14 protein-coding genes and 1 pseudogene are annotated in these 17586 nt (G+C 66.2%); 8 read left to right on the forward strand and 7 right to left on the reverse strand.

Going from position 1 to position 17586, the window contains the following annotated elements:
• Positions 1 to 301: 301 nt before the first annotated feature.
• The 3 genes and pseudogenes from AC1DVA_RS21980 (at position 302) to AC1DVA_RS21990 (ending at position 3828) form a co-directional block, all read left to right on the forward strand.
• The gene (locus AC1DVA_RS21980) at positions 302 to 997 is read left to right on the forward strand and encodes an IS6 family transposase (protein ID WP_476807286.1); all 696 of its coding nucleotides are present in this window, start codon (positions 302 to 304) and stop codon (positions 995 to 997) included.
• A 54-nt stretch (positions 998 to 1051) separates the two neighbouring features.
• Positions 1052 to 1630: pseudogene (locus AC1DVA_RS21985) on the forward strand (IS6 family transposase); the annotation flags it as partial.
• A gap of 143 nt (positions 1631 to 1773) precedes the next feature.
• Positions 1774 to 3828, forward strand: coding sequence for an oxidoreductase (locus AC1DVA_RS21990; protein ID WP_476807287.1), 2055 nt, complete (start codon positions 1774 to 1776; stop codon positions 3826 to 3828).
• 13 nt (positions 3829 to 3841) lie between these two features.
• Here AC1DVA_RS21990 and AC1DVA_RS21995 read toward each other — a convergent pair whose 3' ends face one another.
• Positions 3842 to 4984 (reverse strand): NAD(P)/FAD-dependent oxidoreductase, encoded by a 1143-nt coding sequence (locus tag AC1DVA_RS21995; RefSeq protein ID WP_265054543.1) that lies wholly within the window; start codon positions 4982 to 4984, stop codon positions 3842 to 3844.
• Positions 4985 to 5168: 184 nt separating this feature from the next.
• Here AC1DVA_RS21995 and AC1DVA_RS22000 point away from each other — a divergent pair, with 184 nt between their 5' ends.
• Genes AC1DVA_RS22000 through AC1DVA_RS22015 form a run of 4 tightly spaced genes read left to right on the forward strand, consistent with a single transcriptional unit; the run spans position 5169 to position 10919 of the window.
• On the forward strand, positions 5169 to 7232 hold the full coding sequence (locus tag AC1DVA_RS22000; RefSeq protein ID WP_265054542.1) for a hydantoinase/oxoprolinase family protein: 2064 nt from the start codon (positions 5169 to 5171) through the stop codon (positions 7230 to 7232).
• 5 nt (positions 7233 to 7237) lie between these two features.
• Entirely contained in the window at positions 7238 to 9226 is a 1989-nt protein-coding gene (locus AC1DVA_RS22005; protein ID WP_265054541.1) for a hydantoinase B/oxoprolinase family protein, read from the forward strand.
• Positions 9223 to 9540: a (2Fe-2S)-binding protein gene (locus AC1DVA_RS22010; RefSeq protein WP_265054540.1), complete on the forward strand. Its 318-nt coding sequence runs from the start codon at positions 9223 to 9225 to the stop codon at positions 9538 to 9540. Before AC1DVA_RS22005 ends, AC1DVA_RS22010 begins: the two co-directional genes overlap by 4 nt.
• Entirely contained in the window at positions 9537 to 10919 is a 1383-nt protein-coding gene (locus tag AC1DVA_RS22015; protein ID WP_265054539.1) for an FAD/NAD(P)-dependent oxidoreductase, read from the forward strand. The genes AC1DVA_RS22010 and AC1DVA_RS22015 overlap by 4 nt, the downstream gene beginning before the upstream one ends.
• A 10-nt stretch (positions 10920 to 10929) precedes the next feature.
• Here the strand turns inward: AC1DVA_RS22015 and AC1DVA_RS22020 are convergent, their stop codons facing one another.
• The 6 genes from AC1DVA_RS22020 to AC1DVA_RS22045 all read right to left on the reverse strand — a co-directional run bounded on the left by AC1DVA_RS22020 (position 10930) and on the right by AC1DVA_RS22045 (position 16870).
• On the reverse strand, positions 10930 to 11829 hold the full coding sequence (locus AC1DVA_RS22020) for a LysR family transcriptional regulator (protein ID WP_265054538.1): 900 nt from the start codon (positions 11827 to 11829) through the stop codon (positions 10930 to 10932).
• Between the two features lie 88 nt (positions 11830 to 11917).
• A complete protein-coding gene (locus AC1DVA_RS22025) occupies positions 11918 to 13228 on the reverse strand; it encodes an NAD(P)/FAD-dependent oxidoreductase (RefSeq protein WP_265054537.1) in 1311 nt (436 codons plus the stop codon).
• A gap of 10 nt (positions 13229 to 13238) precedes the next feature.
• Positions 13239 to 13967, reverse strand: coding sequence for an amino acid ABC transporter ATP-binding protein (locus tag AC1DVA_RS22030; protein ID WP_265054894.1), 729 nt, complete (start codon positions 13965 to 13967; stop codon positions 13239 to 13241).
• A gap of 2 nt (positions 13968 to 13969) precedes the next feature.
• Positions 13970 to 14626 carry an amino acid ABC transporter permease gene (locus tag AC1DVA_RS22035; protein ID WP_265054536.1) on the reverse strand — a complete coding sequence of 219 codons (657 nt, stop codon included), beginning with the start codon at positions 14624 to 14626 and terminating at the stop codon, positions 13970 to 13972.
• A 28-nt stretch (positions 14627 to 14654) separates the two neighbouring features.
• Entirely contained in the window at positions 14655 to 15401 is a 747-nt protein-coding gene (locus tag AC1DVA_RS22040) for an ABC transporter substrate-binding protein (protein WP_265054535.1), read from the reverse strand.
• Positions 15402 to 15544: 143 nt separating this feature from the next.
• The gene (locus AC1DVA_RS22045) at positions 15545 to 16870 is read right to left on the reverse strand and encodes an NAD(P)/FAD-dependent oxidoreductase (protein WP_265054534.1); all 1326 of its coding nucleotides are present in this window, start codon (positions 16868 to 16870) and stop codon (positions 15545 to 15547) included.
• Positions 16871 to 17092: 222 nt separating this feature from the next.
• On the opposite strand from AC1DVA_RS22045, the gene AC1DVA_RS22050 reads away from it, so the two are divergent.
• Positions 17093 to 17581, forward strand: a complete 489-nt coding sequence (locus AC1DVA_RS22050; RefSeq protein WP_265054533.1) for an Lrp/AsnC family transcriptional regulator — start codon at positions 17093 to 17095, stop codon at positions 17579 to 17581.
• The last annotated feature ends 5 nt before the right edge of the window (positions 17582 to 17586 follow it).

Consider the following 17586-nt stretch of genomic DNA (forward strand, 5'->3'; position numbering starts at 1 on the left):
TGGGTTGGCGCGTCGAATGCTGTTAGGGCGATGCAATTCGCCCTATTTCCGCCGTTCGCACGCCTCCCCGCGCAACGAGCATCCATGAGATCCGCGACAGCTGCATGACGGCGCGAAGGTATCGCTCAGTAGCGCCGTTGCGGTCGATTGACCCGTAACGGGCGCCCGGTTTCCGGATGGCGTTCGACAAGGAACCCGCTTGCCCGCGGCGAGGCCGACCATTCGAGGAACTGGACCAGGCTGTCGACCGGCAATGTCACGGGAATGGGCGATGTGAGCCTGGCGGGTTAGGATAGGGGGCATGCAGCCGATTTCCTACGCCCGTCACCAGTTCCCGCCCGAGATGATCGGGCACGCCGTGTGGCTCTATCTGCGGTTCACCTTGAGCTACCGCGATGTCGAGGAGCTTCTGGCGGAGCGCGGCCTCGACATTTCGTAYGAGACGATCCGGCGATGGGTCCTCAAGTTTGGCTCCAGCTATGCCCGCAACCTGCGCCGGCTGCGGCCGCAACCGACAGACACCTGGCACCTCGACGAGATGGTGATCCGCATCCAGGGCCGGCACCTGTATCTCTGGCGAGCCGTCGACAGCGAGGGCGAGATCCTCGACATACTGGTGCAATCGAGGCGGGATAAGGGTGCTGCCTTACGGCTGATGCGCAAACTGCTCAAAAAGCATGGCTTTGCTCCCAAGGTTCTGGTGACGGACCAGTTGCGATCCTACGGCGCAGCACGGCGAGAGCTGGGGCTCTCGGCGCGCCATGAGCAGGGCATGCGCCGCAACAATCGGGCTGAGAACTCACACCAGGTGGTCCGACGACGAGAGCGCAAGATGCAGCGCTTCAAGTCGCCGATGTCGGCGCAGCGCTTTCTCTCCGTACATGCCGCCGTCCACAATCTCTTCAACCTCGAGCGCCATCTGATCTCCCGAGCGACGCTGCGTCTCTTTCGAGCCGCGGCCGCGCAACAGTGGCAATACGCGACCACCGCCGCGTAAGCGCGGCGTTGCACAGGGCGAATTCCGGCTCGTTGAGGTTCCCGTGACAATGCCCGCGGGATCATTGTTTCGCACCAGACGGTCCGGCTTTGGGCGGAGAAATTCGGTCGTAGCTTCGCCAACGAAATCCGCCGCCGCTCATCCGGTCGGCTCGGCGACAAGTGGCACGTCGATGAGGTCGTCGTTTCGATCGGCGGCCGAAAGCACTGGCTGTGGCGTGCCGTGGATCAGGACGGTTTTGTTCTCGAGGTGCTGGTACAAAGCCGCCGAAGTGCCAAGGCTGCAAAACGCCTGATGCGCAAACTCCTGAAGGGTCAGGGCGGGGCGCCACGGGTGATGATCACCGACAAGCTTCGGTCCTATGACGCCGCAAAGCGGGAGATCATGCCAGGTGTCGAGCATCGCTCCCACAAGGGGCTGAACAATCGGGCGGAGAATTCCCACCAGCCAGTGCGACGACGAGAGCGGATCATGAAGCGCTTCAAGTCACAGCGACAGCTACAACGCTTCGTTTCCATCCACGACCCGATCGCCAACCTGTTCCACATTCCGCGCCACGACATTACATCCAGCCATCATCGCGATATGCGCGCAACCGCGATGAACCTTTGGGCGCAAATCGCTCGGGCATGAACGGCGAAGACGACCGGCGCCATACTCTTGCCTCGCTGCCGTTAAGTTTACGATGCCTGCTTCTCCCACGGTTTTTAAATCTGGTACGGTTCCAGACTTGCCGACATGATCGCCGAGGTTGTCGATCACAGGGAGGCTATTCGATGAGCGCAACGGTTGCCATGCCGGATCAGCCCATCGCCGCGTCGCGCGACCCGCTTCTGGAGCATTTCGTCATCAAGAAGCTGCGGTTTCGCAACCGCATCGTCAGCACCAGCCATGCCTCGATGCTGGACGATGGCGGCTTGCCGCTCGAACGGTATCAGCGCTATCACGAGGAAAAGGCTCGCGGCGGCCTCGCCATGACGATGATCGGCGGTTCGGCGATGACATCGCTGGATTCGAGCTGGGGCGGCGGCCAGCTCGATCTCTCCAGCGACCGCATCATTCCCCATCTGGCGGCGCTGTCCGAGCGCATTCACCGCCATGGTGCGGCCGTGATGTGCCAGGTCTCGCATCTCGGTCGGCGCGCGACCTCCTATGGGGGGAACTGGCTTCCGGTGCTGGCGCCATCGCGCGTCAGGGAGGCGCGCAACCGCAACTTCCCCAAGGAAATGGACGATGCGGATATCGCGCGGATCGTCCGTGACTATGCCGATGCCGCGCTGCGCTGCATGCGGGGCGGGCTCGACGGCATCGAGACGGTGACCGGCGGCCATCTGATCGGCCAGTTCCTGTCACCGCGCACCAACAAGCGCAGCGACGGTTTCGGCGGCTCGCCGGAGAACCGGGCGCGTTTCGGGCTCATGGTCCATGAGGCGATCCGCAAGCGAGTCGGCGACGAGGCGATCGTCGGCATCCGCTTCGTGATCGACGAGGGCGTGGCCGACGGTTCGGATTTCGAGGATTGCCTGCAACTCGCCCGGATCTTCGAGCGCGAAGGCCATATCGACTATTTCAACTGCATCTACGGCCGCATGGATACCGATCTCGCGCTGGCCGAGGACAACATGCCCGGCCTATTCCAGCGCAACGCGCCTTATCTCGCTTCGGTGGCGCAGTTCCGGCGCGAGACGAAGCTGCCGCTGATCCACGCCGGCGGCATTCGCGATGTCGCGACGGCCCGCCATACCATCCGCGAGGGCGTCGTCGACCTGATCGGCATGACGCGCGCCCATATCGCCGATCCGCATCTGGTCGAGAAGATCAGGCGCGGGGAGGAGGATCGGATCCGCCCCTGCGTCGGGGCCTCCTACTGCCTCTACAAGAAGGTCAATTGCATCCACAACGCCGCCAGCGGGCGCGAAACGCTGCTCAGCCATGAGGTCGCGCCGGCGTCGCGTCTCCTGAAGGCCGTGGTGGTCGGCGGCGGTCCGGCCGGTCTGGAAGCCGCTCGCGTTTGCGCGGAGCGAGGGCATTCGGTCGTGCTGTTCGAGGCTGCGGCCAGGCTGGGCGGGCAGTTGCTCGTCGCGACCGCTGCCGAGGAGCGTCGCGACCTGATCAGCATCGTCGATTGGCGCATCGCCGAGCTCGAACGGCTCGGGGTCGATATGCGAACGAACTGCTATGCGGAGGCCGACACGGTTCGCGCCGAGGCGCCGGACCTCGTAATCGTCGCCACCGGCGGCATTCCGGATACCGACTGGTTCGACGGCGCCGACCTCTGCGACAGCGTCTGGGATGTGCTGACCGGCACGGTGCCAGGCAAGAACGACGCGCTCGTCTATGACGGGACGGGGCGCCAGGCTGCCGCGTCCTGCGCGCTGCAGCTTGCCCGGCAGGGCAGGTCGGTCAGCATCGCAACACCCGACGACGCCCTCGCCATCGAGATGACCTACATCGACAAGTCCAGTTTTCGTAAGCGCTTCGCCGAGTTGGGCATCCGCTCGCTCGTCGATGTCAGGCTGGAGAAGGTCCAGCGCCGGGGCAACGCCCTGCAGGCCACATTCCGCAACGAATTGACCGGCGCGGAAAGCCAGGTCGAGGCCAGCCAGATCGTCGTCGAATACGGCACGCTGCCGGCCGCCGAGATCTATCACGAATTGCGGCATCTCTCGGCCAATGACGGGGTGACCGATATCGCGTTCATGCTGGGGAGCGAGGAGGCAGCCGCGCCCACGCCGGGGAGTTTCCTCCTGCACCGCATCGGCGACGCCGTGTCGAGCCGCGACCTCTATTCCGCGATCTACGAGGCTTACCGGCTTTGCTCCAAGCTCTGAGCCGCCGGCGCGATCAGGCCGCGGCGGAGCTTCGGCCGCTTTTCGCGTCGGCGAAGCGCTCGATCCGGAAGTCGTGAAGCGGGATGTCGGTCGTGCCCGTCGCGATCAGCTCGGCCATCGTATCACCGACGCCCGGGCCGAGCTGGAAGCCGTGTCCGCTGAAGCCGAAGGCGTGGAACAGCCCCGGCGTCGTGCCTGATGGTCCCATGACCGGCAGCATGTCGGCCAGATAACCCTCGCAGCCCGACCAGGTACGGATTATCGAGACTTTCTCCAGGGCCGGCAAGAGCTGTCTCAGGGCGCGAAGCTGGGCTGGAAGCCGCGCCGGATCGGCTTTGGCGTGGCCTGGATCGAGTGGTACGTCGACCCGTTCGGCCGCGCCGCCGAAGACGATGTTGCCACGCTCGACCTGGCGGAAATAGGCGTCGGTGCCGTGACGACGAGTCCAGATGCCGACGACCGGCAGGATGCTATGGGGCAGGGGTTCGGTGACGCCCATCTGTGGCCCGCGCGAGGTGAGGGGCACCGGCTCGCCGAATTGCGCGGCGATCCGCGCGCCCCACGCACCGGCGGTGTTCAGCAGTCTTCCGGCCTCGAACACGCCCTTGGATGTCGTGACGCGGAAGCCGGCTTCGGTCCTATCGATGCTGCCGGCCTCGCATTCCTCGACGATCTCCGCGCCAAGTCGTCGCGCCGCATCGGCGAAAGCCGGCGCGATCAGGCGCGGATTGCCGGAGCCGTCATGCGGGGAAAAGGAGGCCGCGATCGCTCCGGGGCCGAGGCCGGGAAAGCGCGCCCAGACCTCGTCGGCGCCGAGTTCCTCGAGTTCCAGTCCCCAGGGCCGCGCGGCATCGGCATAGGTGCGCATGTCGGTCAGCGCATCCTCTTCGAAGATCAGCCGGAGATGGCCGGTCGCGCGGAACTCCACGTCGCGGCCGAGCAGGCGCTCTGCGTCGCCCCAGAGCGTCCGGGAGCGATGCGCCAACGGCAATTGCGTGAGATGGCGCCCGGTCCGGCGGATATTGCCGAAGGAGGCGACGGTGGCGCCCGTTCCGACACGGTTGCGTTCGATCAGCGTGACCGTCAGGCCGCGCCGCCTCAGGAAGAAGGTTGCAGCGGTTCCCATCAGGCCGCCGCCGACAACGATTACATCCATGTCCAGCCTCTTGCCGTACAGGCGGCAAATCTCCACGCGGCCGAACCTGACGCGGGCGCGCGGAGCCGTCAAAGACGCGATGGCCGGCAGGCCATAAGTCCGGCCTATGGACCTGCCCTGCATGTCTCTTGGACCACCCCGCCGCTGCCGTGCCAGCTTCCGGCCGCCAGCAAGAGGAGCGGACATGGACGATGGAACAGTGTCGAGTGCGGACTGGAAGGTCGGCGTCGATATCGGCGGCACCTTCATCGACTTCTGCGCGCTCGAGACGCGCTCGGGCCAGGTCGCGTCGCTGAAGGTCTTGACCACGCCTGACGATCCGGGCGCGGAACTGATGACCGGCCTCTCTTTGCTTGCCGAGCGCGAAGGCCTCGATCCGCAAGCGGTAACCCGCTTCGTCCACGGCACGACGGTCGGCGTCAACACCATCATCCAGCGCAAGGGAGCGTCGCTCGCTCTCTTCACCAATGCCGGCTTTGAGGACGTGATCGAACTCGCGCGGCTGCGCATGCCCGAGACCTATTCGCTGTTCTGCTGCCGCCCTGAGCAGCTCATCACCCGCGACCGCGTGTTTGGTATCCCGGCCCGGATGCGCTCGGACGGTCGCGAGACGGTGAAGCCCGATCTCGACGTTGTCGCGGCCGCTGTCGCTTCGGCAAAGGCGCGCGGGGCCGTCGGCATCGTCATCGCCTTCCTGCATGCCTGGCGTGACGGCGCGCAGGAGGAGACGGTGAAGGCCGAGATCGCCCGGATTGCTCCCGAACTCTTCGTTTTCACGTCCTCCGAGGTCTGGCCGGTGATCCGCGAATATGAGCGGACGACGACGGCGATCCTCAACGCCTATGTCCATCCCCGCATCGCCGGCTATCTGACGGCGCTGGAGCAGCGGCTGGCGGACCGGGGCGTGCCGGCGCGCGCGCTTCTGACCAAGTCGAACGGCGGCGTGATGAATGCCGCCGAGGGCAAGCGCGCATGCGTTTCCATGCTTCTGTCCGGTACGGCCTCGGGCGTGATCGGGGCGACCTGGTTCGCGCGTCAGGCCGGCGAGAAGCGTGTGCTGACGCTCGACATCGGCGGCACATCCGCCGATTTCGCCCTGATCATCGACGGCGAGCCCCAATACGGCACCGGCGAGATGATTGGCGAGTTCCCGCTTTACATCCCCTCGGTCTCTGTCAGCTCGATCGGCATTGGCGGTGGCTCGATCGCGACCGTCGATGGGCAGGGCGTGCTTCGGGTCGGACCGGAATCGGCCGGCTCGACGCCGGGGCCGGCCTGTTATGGGCGCGGCGGCGAGCAGGCGACCGTCACCGACGCCATGGTGGTCTGCGGCTGGCTCGGCCATAGCGAGATGGCCTATGGCCAGCTCAAGATGGATGCCGGCCTTGCCAGCGGAGCGGTTGGGCGTCTGGCCGAGCAACTCGGTCGACCGCTCGACGACACGGCGCAGGCGATCCTCGATATCGCCGTCTCCGAGATGTTCGTCGAGGTCGAGAAGCTGTCGTCGCGGGCCGGCGTCGACCTGAAGGACTTCACCCTGATGCCCTTCGGCGGCGGCGGTCCGATGCTCGGTGCGTTCCTCGCCCGCGAACTCGGCATGACCAGGCTGCTGGCGCCGCGACGGCCGGGCGTCGTCTCGGCACTGGGCGGCCTCGTCGCGGATCTGCGCGGCGATTTCGTCCGGACGCTCTTCGCCGAGCTTTCGGCTGCGGTATTGCCGCAGTTGAAGGCCGCCGCCGCCGCCATGGTCCAGGAAGGGCGCCGCTGGCTTGCGGCACAGGGCCATGCCGGCCCGGCCGATCTCAGATTCTCGGCGGATATGCGTTATGTCGGGCAGAGCTACGAGATCGAGGTCCCCTTGCAGCCCGCCTGGCTCGAATCCGGCGACCCGGCGGCCATCGCCCGCGAGTTTCATCAAACACATGCCCGAATCTACGACTTCGATGATCTTCATGGTCGCGTCGAGATCGTGAACCTGCGTCTCTCGGCCATCGGTGCGGGACCTATCCTCACCTTCCCGGAGGCCAGCGAGATCGATGCGGCCGCGACGCCGGAACGCACGCTCGAAATTCATACCGGGGGGGCGCGGAGGGTCGTCGGCCTCTACCGTCGCGCCGATCTACCGCCCGGCAGCCGTTTCGCGGGCCCGGCCGTCGTCGCGCAGGAGGACACCACGGTTGCCATTCCCGCCGGGGCGACGGCCCGCATCGACGGCCATCTCAACCTTCATCTGACTTTCGCGGAGTGATGCCGATGTTTGACCGGATGAAGCTTCAGGTGCTCGCGAACCACGCGCGTGCCGCCGCCGAGAACATGGCGCATACGCTGCACCGCACGGCCCATTCCGCCTTCGTCAAGGAGACGGAGGATTTCACGGTGATGTTGATCAGCCGCAGCGGCGACACCTTCGCCGTGCCGATGGAATTGGGCGCGACCTGGTATCCCGGCCTGTCCTGGGCGCCGGCGCTCGCGATGGTCGACGATTACAAGCCGGGCGACGTCGCCTTCACCAACGATCCCTATTCCTGCTTCGTCGCGACCCATGCACCCGATACCCATCTCTGGAAGCCGGTCTTTCACGAGGGCGAGATCGTGGCCTGGACCGGCGGCCATATCCACAACACCGACATGGGCGGCGCCGTGCCGGCCTCGCTGTCACGGGCGCTTACCGAGATCCATCAGGAGGGCATCCGCTTTCCGCCGATGAAGCTCGTCAACGAAGGGGTCTTCGACGAGCAGATCCTTCGGATCATGACGACCAATGTTCGCAAGCCGGACCTGAACATCGGGGACATCAAGGCGCTGGTCGGCGCGCTCAACACCGGCGAGCGCAAGGTGCTGGCCATGATCGAGAAGTTCGGCCGCGAGGCCTTCCTCGGTGGCGTCGACGCCCTGCTCGACCATGCCGAGGCGCAGGCGCGCGAGGTGCTGCGCGGCATGCCGGACGGCACCTGGGAGTTCGCCGATTATGCCGACGAGGATTCAGTCGAGGCCAATCCCTGCCGCCTGAAGCTCAAGCTGACCATCCGGGGCGACGAGGCGGTGCTCGACTTCACCGGCTCCGATCCGCAACTCGGCTCCTCGCTCAACGTGCCAAGCGGCGGCAATCCGCGACACACGATCCTGCTCGTCGGGGTCTACTACGTCCTCTACACGCTGAATCCGAAGATCCTGCTCAATACCGGGCTAACGCGCCCGTTCACCTGCATCACGCCGGAGGGGACGGTCCTGAACCCCGTCTTCCCGGCTGCGGTCGGCATGCGTTCGCTCACCTGCGCCAGGCTTCGTTCGGTGATCTTCGGGGCGTTTTCGCAGGCTGTGCCGGAGCGGCTGCCGGCGGCGCCCGCCGGCAACAACTGCATCATCAACGTGATGACGACGGACGAGCGCACGAGCCGGACTGTCATCGCCGCGGTGAACCCGGTGGTCGGCGGCGGCGGCGGCATGCCGCATCGCGACGGCACCAATGGCTCGGGGGCGGATGCCGCTTATCTCAAGAACACGCCGATCGAGATCACCGAGACCGAGACACCGGTGGAGTTCGTCAAATACGGGCTGGCCAGGGACAGTGGCGGCGCCGGGCGCTGGCGCGGCGGGCTGGCTACCGACATGGCGTTCCGCGTCTTCGCGCCGGACAGCCGCATCACCGCCCGCAATCGCGACCGCAGCTTCTTCCGGCCTTGGGGCGTGCTGGGCGGCAAGGCGGCGGGCCTCTCCGACATGGTGGTCAATCCAGGCCAGCCGGAGGAGCGGCGGCTCGGCAACATCGACACCGCTGTTCTGCAGCCCGGTGACGTGCTGGAGATCCGCTCGGCCGGCGGCGGCGGCCGTGGTCATCCCTTCGACCGGGAGGCATGGCGCGTGGCGGAGGATGTCGTGCGCGGCTATGTTTCGCCGGAAGCGGCGGAGCGGGATTATGGCGTCGTCATGCAGGGCGAAGTCCTGGATGAGCAAGCGACCAAGGCACGGCGCGCCGACCGCGCGCCGGTATCGGGCCACTTCCATTTCGGCCCGGAGCGCGACGGCTACGAGGCGCAGTGGACGCGGGACGCTTATGACAGGCTGACGGCCTTGCTTGCCGGCCTGCCGATCCATTGGCGCTTCTTCGCCAAGACCGAGATTTTCCGACGGATGAAGGGAAGAACTGGCGCTGATGGTGTCGAAGAGGCTTTTGCTGCGGCGCGGGCGCGGTTTCCCGAGATGCCGGAGCCGGAGCTTGTCCACGCCGAGGCGGCCGAATGAGCGCAGCCGCGAATGCAGGGGCTGGCCGTCTGGTCCGATTGGCCGAGGTGGATCGCGCCCCGCTGCGCTTCTTCCTTGATGGAGCTGAGCGGGGGGCTTTGACGGGGGACACCGTGCTCAGCGCTGTGCTCTCGGTCGCGCCGGCTCTGCGCCGCTCGGAATTCGGCCCGGAGGCCCGTGCAGGCTTCTGTCTGATGGGAGCCTGTCAGGACTGCTGGATCTGGCAGGAGGATGGACCGAGGCTGCGCGCCTGTTCGACGCCGCTGATCGAAGGCATGCGCCTCTTGTCCGACGCTCCGGTAGAGTGGCCATGACGGAGGCCGCAGGACCGCGGGTCGTTGTCGTCGGGGCTGGCCCGGCCGGGATACGGGCTGCCGAGGCGCTGGTCGCCGGAGGGCTGGTGCCCATCGTTATCGACGAAGGCGAGCGTGCCGGAGGCCAGATCTATCGCCGTCCGCCGCAGGGCTTCACGCGCCCGCCCGAGGCCCTCTATGGCTCGGAGGCTGCCAAGGCCGTCGCGCTGCACCAGACCTTCGATGCCCTGGCGGCGGCGGGCCGCCTCGTTCATCATCCCCGCAGTTCGGTCATCGCCATCACGGCCGAGCGGTTGCAGGCGCTCGATGGCATGGGTTCGCGCTGGATTTCCTATGACCGGCTGATCCTCGCCACTGGCGCGATGGATCGCGTCATGCCCGTGCCAGGCTGGGAGAACGCCGGCGTCTACGGGCTTGGCGCGATGCAGATCGCGCTGAAGGCGCAAGGGGCGGCGCTGGGACGGCGCATCGTGCTGGCTGGCTCCGGCCCGCTGCTCACCCTGCTTGCGGTTCAATTGCTGAAGGCCGGAGGGCAGGTCGCGGCGGTCCTCGATACCGCGCCCATGCGCCAGCAATTGCGCGGCTTCTCCGGTCTCTCGGCGAGGCCGCTCTTTGCCCTGCGCGGGCTGATGATGCGTCGCAGCCTTGGTCGGCTCTATCATGCCGGCGTCCAGCTGGATCGCGTCGAGGCGGATGAGCGCGGTCCAGCCGCCGTGCTCTGGCGCGACGAAGCGGGCCGGAGCCAGCGTACGGCCTGCGATGCGGTTGGCCTCGGCTGGCACCTGCGGGCCGAGACGCGCCTCGCGGACCTGGCCGGCTGCGACTTCACCTATGAGGAAACCTGGCGGCAATGGCTCCCGAAAGCCGATGCCATGGGACGCGCGGGACGCAGCGTCTATCTCGCCGGGGACGGGTTCAGGATTCTCGGCGCCGATGGGGCAGAGGTTGCGGGGCGGCTCGCAGCGGCGGCCTGTCTGCAGGATCTCGGTTTTCCAGTACCGGATATGGCGGCGGATAAGCGTCGGCTGGCCCGGCTCAACCGCTTCGCACGCGGCGTCGCTGCGGCCTTTCCCTGGCCCGCCGAGACTGCGGTCGGATTGCCGGATGAGACGATGGTCTGTCGTTGCGAAGGCGTGACGGCCGGCGAGCTGCGCCGGACCGTCGATTTCGGCGGTGGCGAGGTCAATCGCGTCAAATCGCTCGGGCGCGCCGGCATGGGGCGCTGCCAGGGCCGCTATTGCGAACTGGCCGCGGCAGAAATCGTCGCCGGCAGCGCGGGCCATGGCTGCGCCGCGGCAGCGGGCCGGCTGCGCGGGCAGGCGCCGGTGAGGCCGGCCCTGATCGGCGCGCTGATTCAGGACGCTGCAGCCGACGGCTGATGCCGCGCGTTCAGGTGCCGGCGGCGCGGTTGAAATCCCGGCAGGCTGCGCGCAGGCAGTCGCGCATCAGTTCATGGCTGCCGGAGAGTGGCCGGTCATTGCTGGTCAGGATCGCGATCGGGACTTCCATCCTGGGCTCGAAAGGCCGAGTCACGACACCGTTGAACTGCTCCCAGGGCAGGAGGCTGTCGACGATGGCGATACCCAGCCCGTCGCGGACATAGGGCAGGGCCGTGATCGAGAGATCGATCTCGATCGCCGGGGCGTAGACGAAATCCTCGGCTTCCGCGGTGGCGGCCAGAAACCGGCCGGGCAAGGTATCCGCCCGGTAGGAAATCAGGGTCTCGTCACGGATATCGGCGAAACGGATGCTGTCGAGCCTTGCCAGCCGATGCTCCGTCGAGATGACACAGACCAGCGTGGCGCGCCCGACCGTCTCGGCGTGGATGCCCGGATGCGGCAGGTTGTTCATCGCGATGCCGAGGGAGACCTCGCCATTGCGCAACATCTCGACGATGGCCGTCTGCGAGGCGATCAGCGAGCGCACGACGATTTCGGGATGGGCTTCCCGAAAGGTGGTCAGCGCCCTCGGCACGATCGACATGGACGGTGGGGCGGACGCCGCGAGCCGGACGAGGCCGGTGCGCCCATGCCGCATGTCGACCGTTCGGCGCCGGAGCGCATCGAGCTCTCCGAAGATGTGCTCGGCCTGGGAATAGAGCTCCTCGGCCTCCTGCGTTGGCACCAGGCGCCCGCGCACGCGGTTGAACAGCTTGAAGCCGAGCTGGTCCTCGGCATGGAGGAGGATCTGGCTCAGGGCCGGCTGCGAGATGTTCAGCATCGCGGCGGCGCCGGTCACCGTGCCGCAGCGCATCAGCGTGCAGAAGACTTCGAGTTGGCGCGCCCGCATCTGTCGTCCCATCAACAGCGATAGCGCAGACATCGCCGCCGGTGGCGCGGATGTCCAGCCTCAAGCGCGGTTGGGCTTCGCCCGTGATCTATCGCTGGTCCCAGCGATCCCGCATTTCGTAAAAGAGCACCGCGAGCGGCAGGAACCAGGGCTTGCCGTAATAGAGCGGGCGGCTGCGGAAGGGCAGGTCGGCATAGGCGCTGGGTTGCTCCGCGTCGCCGAGCATGCGCTGCGCGATCTTGTGGCCGAACCAGCTCGCGCGAGCGATGCCGGTGCCGTTATAGCCGCAGGCGTAGAAGATGCCGTCCTGCTCGCCGAGATGGGGCAGCTTGTCGAAGGTGAAGCCGGTCTGGCCGTGCCAGTAATGCGTGATCGGGGTTCGCTCCAGCTCGGGGAAGACCTGCAGCATCTGCTTGCGCAGATGCGCGGCATTGGCGTGGGCGACGTTCTCGCCGGTCACCTTGAGCACGCGCCCGCCGAAGAGAATCCGGGTGCCGTCTGGGGAGGGGCGGTAATAGGTCACGACGCGCTGACTGCCAGCCAGCATACGCCGCTTCGGCATCAGGCGGTCCATTACCTCGGCCGGCAGCTGGCCAGTCGCGATCAATGCGCTGCGGATGGGGATGATCCGCCGCTGCAGGAAGGGCAGAAGCGCGCCGGTATAGCCGTTGGTGGCGACGAGCAGCTGTTTCGCCGCAGTCTTTCGCTCGCCCACCGAGAGATTGAACCCGCCGGCCTGCGGCGAGATCGCCGTGACCCGGGCGCCGCTGACAATCTGCACGCCGAGCCGGCGCGCGGCTTCGGCGAGACCGGCGACATAGCGGGCCGGGTGCAGGCCGGCATAACCGGGCATCGCGAGGCCGCCGTGGTAGAGCTCGGTGCCGATCTCGCCCTGCTGTTCGGCGCGCGGGACCAGATAGGCATCGCAGGGCATCACCTTGCCGATGCGGTCGAGATTGCGCCCCATTGCCTCATAGAGGCGCGGCGTCATCGCTCCTCGGAAATAGCCGACCACAGCGAGATCACTGGCGATGGCCTCGCGCGCCACCACATCCTTGACGTGCTGAAGGGCGAGGAAGCTTTCCTCGACGATGGCGCGCGCCTTGTCGGGCCCATAGGCCATCGCGGTGTCGAACGTGGCCCAGCCGGGGCCGAGCATGCCGCCATTGCGGGAGGAGGCGCCCCAGCCGGGAGCTTCCGCGTCCAGCACGGTGACCTGCTTGCCGGCGCGCGCCAAGGTCAGCGCAGCATTGAGCCCGGTGAAGCCGGCACCGACGACGGTAACTTCGCTTTGCGTCGGCAGTTCGACCGCAGGCTGTGCCGCAGGCGTTGCCGCACCCCACCAATACGGCGTGTCGACCGCATCATCGCTGAAGAACGGGCCGGTCAGGCGAGCCATGCGTATGTCCTCACGAGGGCAGGATGCGCCGCAGGAAATCCTGCGTTCGCGGATGTTGCGGCCGGCTCAGCACTGCGTCGGGCGGGCCTTGTTCGACCAGAACGCCGCCGTCCAGAAATAGCACGCGATCGGCGACTTCGCGGGCAAACCCCATCTCGTGGGTGACGACGACCATCGTCATGCCTTCGTCGGCCAGAGACCGCATAACGGCAAGGACCTCGCCGACGAGCTCCGGATCGAGAGCCGAGGTCGGCTCGTCGAACAAGATCGCGTCGGGCTTCATGCCGAGCGCGCGCGCGATCGCGACACGCTGCTGCTGGCCCCCGGAGAGCTGGCCGGGATAAGCATCCAGCTTGGCGCCGAGCCCGACACGGGTGAGCAGGTCGCGCGAGCGGGCGAGAACCTCCTCGCGCGGCTCCTTCTTCACGAAGATCGGGCCTTCCGCGACGTTTTCCAGCGCTGTCCGGTGCGGGAACAGGTTGAAGCGCTGGAAAACCATGGCGACACGGGTCCGCACCTGACGGATGCTGGATGAGCCGGTATTGACCCGCTCGCCGTGTACCGCGATCTCGCCGCCCTGATAGGTCTCCAGACCGTTGATACAGCGCAGGAGCGTCGACTTGCCGGAACCGGACGGTCCGATGATGCAGACGACCTCACCCTTCTCGACCGAGAAGGAGACATCGTGGATGACCTCGAGCGTGCCGAAAGATTTTCTGATGTTGCGCAGTTCGATGATGCTCATCGGGCCTGCCTCATGCGTCGTTCGAGCCAGCCGTTGAACGCGGTGAGCGGCAGGCTCATCGCTAGGTAGATCAGCGCGACCATCGTGAAGATCGTGGTGTTCTCGAAGGTGGAGGATGCCAGCAGCTTGCCCTGCAGCGAGAGCTCGGCGACGGTGATCGTCGAGGCGAGCGAGGAATCCTTCAGCAGCATGATCATGGTGCTGCCATAGGGAGGCAGCGCCACGCGGATCGCCTGGGGCAGGACGACGCGCCGCATCAACAGGCCCCAGCCCATGCCGATCGACAAAGCGGCCTCCGTCTGCCCGCGGTCGATCGCCTCGATGCCGGCGCGGAAGACCTCGGCCATGTAGGGCGAATAGGCGATGCCGAGGCCGATGATGGCGGCCTGCACGGCGCTCAGCGACAGGCCGAGATCCGGCAGCACGAAGTAGATGTAGAACAGGGTGACGATGCCGGGGATACCGCGCACGATCACGATGATCGTGCGCGCCGTCCAGGCGAGCGGCGCGATGCCGCTCACCCGCATGAAGGCCCAGACCAGGCCCAGCGCCGTCGCGAGGACGAAGGCGCCGAGCGTGACCAGCAGAGTGAGGTAAACTCCCTGCATCAGGATCGGCAGGTACGTTGGAACCTGGCTGAGAAAATGCGTCATGGCTGGATGTGGATGATATCGAGCGCGCTCAGAGACCCCACTTCTTCAGGATCGTGTCGAAGCGGCCATCCTTCTTCATGTTCGCAAGGCTGGTATTGATCTTCGCCAGCAGCTCGGCATTGCCCTGCTTGACGGCGATATTGATCGGGCCGGGCACCGACGGCTTGTAGGACTTGACCAGCCGCAACTGCGGGAAGCGCCCCTGCGCGAGGTTGTAGGCCAGGATCGGATAGTCGCCGATACCGGCATCGAGGCGGCCATTGGAAACGTCGCGCAGGATGTCGGGCAGGCTGTCATAGGCGTTCACCTCGGCCGGTGCGCCCGATGCCTTGAGGGCGTCGATATAGCGCGTGCCGATCTGGCCGCCGACCTTCTTGCCCTTGAGGTCCTCGAAGCCGGCATATTCCTTGGCGTCGCCGGACTGGACCACCAGACCCTCGCCATAGGCGTAGACGTCCTGGCTGAAGTCCACGACCTTGGCGCGCTCAGGGGAGCCGTACATGGCGGCGGAAATGATATCGATCTTGCCGGAGGTCAGGGATGCGATCAGCGTCGAGAACTGCATCGGCTGAATCTCGACCTTGAAGCCGGCATCCTTGCCGATCTCCTCGATGACATCGACCATCATGCCCTGGATGGTGTTGGTTTTCGCGTCGAGGAAGGTGAAGGGCGTGCCGGTGGGTGTCGAGCCAACCTTGTAGACCGTCTGCGCCTGCGCGGTCGCAGCAGCGACCATCATACCGAGCGCCGCAACCGTTGTTCTGAACCCGATCATCCCGTTCCCCTTTTTGCTTCGTGGACACCCGGTTATCCGGACCAGGCTATGCAGCATCCGTACCTGCCGGAGCGAGCGACAAGACGAATTCGTGTCGAACCCATAAGACGGACTTATGCGGCCCGATCCGGGTAGGGCGGCCGCTAGAATTCCGCCACCTTCCCGAAGGCGGAACCCTCCAGTCGCTCGGGCCTGTAGGGAGTGGGATCGACGATCGGCTTCGCGCTGGTGACGATATCCGCGATCATATGGCCGGCGCCCGGGCCGATCCCGAAGCCATGGCCGCTGAACCCCGCCGCGAGGATGAAGCCGGGCAGGCCAGCGAGTTCGCCGATGGCGGGCACGCCGTCCGGTGTCGAATCGATATAGCCGGCCCAGCGCGCCGCGACCGGCACGGATTTGAGGCTCGGAAGCAGGCGCTGGGCGCGGGCATGGGTCTCTGCGATCTGGCGCGGATCGGGCGTCGGATCGAGGATGCGGTTCGCCTCCATCGGGGTCGGTGCGTCGAGCTTCCAGCGACCGAGAGTCTCGTGGCCGGCCTTCCAGCCTTCGAGCCCGCCGATGGCGAGGCTGCGCCAGCGCCGCAGGAACATCGGCACGAACTGCCGGGCGAAGCGCAGTTGCTGCGGCGTGGGGTCGACGCGGGCCCTGCCACTGATCGACAGTGTGTAGCCGCCGTTGCTGCGACGCGTCACCGATATCTCGTCGGTGTGCAGCGCATCGGGAAGACCAATCACCCCAGGCGAGACAGACATGATCGACTGGCGCACCGAGGATTGCGGAAAGCGGATGCCGTATTGGTTGAGGAAGGAGGAGGCCCAGGCGCCGCCGGCATGTACCATCGTCGTGGTGCGGATCGTGCCTTTTTCCGTCACCACGGCCGAGACGCGCCCGCCCTCCGTCTCGATGCCGCGCGCGGCGCAGAATTGATGCACGCTGCCGCCTGCCTTGAGGATGCCGCGCGCGATCATCGGGGCGGCTCGGACGGGATCGGCCGTGCCGTCCGTCGGCGAGAATACGCCACCCTTCCAGCGCCTGCCGGTCGCGCTGCCGCGAGCCGAGGCTTCGTCGGACGAGAGCATATGGGTGACGACGCCTTCGCCGACCGCGAAATCGCGCCACTTCGCCCAGCCGGCGAGCTGTGCGTCGTCGTCGCTCAAATAAAGCAGACCGCAACGACGAAAACCCAAATCCTCGCCGATATCTCCTGCCAGGCGATCCCAAAGCGTGAGGCTTTCCGTCGCCATCGGCAGTTCGCGGGCGTCTCGATTCTGCTGGCGGCACCAGCCCCAGTTGCGGCTCGACTGTTCGGCGCCGATGCGGCCCTTCTCGACGAGAGCGACCTTCAGGCCGCGGCGCGCGAGATAGTAGCCGGCGCAGACTCCGACGATGCCGCCGCCGATGACCACGACATCGGCACTCTCCGGCAAAGCGGGGCTGGTTTCGATTTCGAACAGTGGCGCCGGCATCACGGTCTCCCTTGCGGAGGCGAGATTATCGGCTGACCGCCGGGGGTGTGCACCGCAGATCGGATCGCCACGGCATTTCCTTCGGTTTCGACAGGCCAATTCTGACATCGCCTGCGCCCGGCACCTGTTAGACACTGCGCATCGTTTGCGGCATGATCTGCTGTGGGAGCGCCGGGCCGCGAGGCGCAGCGTGGCTTGTTTGTCGATCGAGGGGGACCACCCATGAAGCTTGACCAGATCGACATCAAGATCCTCTACGAGCTGCAGAAGAACGGTCGGATCACCAATGTCGAGCTGGCCGAGCTGGTGAATCTGTCGCCGAGCCCGTGCCTGATGCGGGTCAAGAAGCTGCAGCAGGACGGCTACATCACCGGCTATTCCGCCCGCATCAACATCGGCAAGCTCGGCCAGACGCTGACGGTCTTCACCGAGGTGACCCTCAAGAACCACCGGCAGATCGATTTTGCGCGCTTCCTGGCCGCCATCGAAAAGCTCGACCAGGTGATCGAGTGCCATCTGGTCTCGGGCGGCTATGACTATCTCGTCAAGTTCGTGACCAGCGGCATCATCGAATACCAGACGCTGATGGAACGGCTGATCGACCTTGATATCGGCATCGATAAATATTTCAGCTTCGTCGTGCTGAAATCACCAATCGTGAAGCCGCATATGCCGCTGACGAGCCTCTTTCCGATCACGGCCGCGAGCTAGGGCCG

It is taken from the genome of Allobosea sp. P4_C6, assembly GCF_056402015.1.

What these genes read in the sequence shown, in the direction of transcription:
- AC1DVA_RS21990 (WP_476807287.1), top strand. Translation starts at nt 1,774, where the DNA reads ATGAGCGCAACGGTTGCCATGCCGGATCAGCCCATCGCCGCGTCGCGC.
- AC1DVA_RS21995 (WP_265054543.1), bottom strand. Translation starts at nt 4,984, where the DNA reads ATGGATGTAATCGTTGTCGGCGGCGGCCTGATGGGAACCGCTGCAACC.
- AC1DVA_RS22000 (WP_265054542.1), top strand. Translation starts at nt 5,169, where the DNA reads ATGGACGATGGAACAGTGTCGAGTGCGGACTGGAAGGTCGGCGTCGAT.
- AC1DVA_RS22005 (WP_265054541.1), top strand. Translation starts at nt 7,238, where the DNA reads ATGTTTGACCGGATGAAGCTTCAGGTGCTCGCGAACCACGCGCGTGCC.
- AC1DVA_RS22010 (WP_265054540.1), top strand. Translation starts at nt 9,223, where the DNA reads ATGAGCGCAGCCGCGAATGCAGGGGCTGGCCGTCTGGTCCGATTGGCC.
- AC1DVA_RS22015 (WP_265054539.1), top strand. Translation starts at nt 9,537, where the DNA reads ATGACGGAGGCCGCAGGACCGCGGGTCGTTGTCGTCGGGGCTGGCCCG.
- AC1DVA_RS22020 (WP_265054538.1), bottom strand. Translation starts at nt 11,829, where the DNA reads ATGCGGGCGCGCCAACTCGAAGTCTTCTGCACGCTGATGCGCTGCGGC.
- AC1DVA_RS22025 (WP_265054537.1), bottom strand. Translation starts at nt 13,228, where the DNA reads ATGGCTCGCCTGACCGGCCCGTTCTTCAGCGATGATGCGGTCGACACG.
- AC1DVA_RS22035 (WP_265054536.1), bottom strand. Translation starts at nt 14,626, where the DNA reads ATGACGCATTTTCTCAGCCAGGTTCCAACGTACCTGCCGATCCTGATG.
- AC1DVA_RS22040 (WP_265054535.1), bottom strand. Translation starts at nt 15,401, where the DNA reads ATGATCGGGTTCAGAACAACGGTTGCGGCGCTCGGTATGATGGTCGCT.
- AC1DVA_RS22045 (WP_265054534.1), bottom strand. Translation starts at nt 16,870, where the DNA reads ATGCCGGCGCCACTGTTCGAAATCGAAACCAGCCCCGCTTTGCCGGAG.
- AC1DVA_RS22050 (WP_265054533.1), top strand. Translation starts at nt 17,093, where the DNA reads ATGAAGCTTGACCAGATCGACATCAAGATCCTCTACGAGCTGCAGAAG.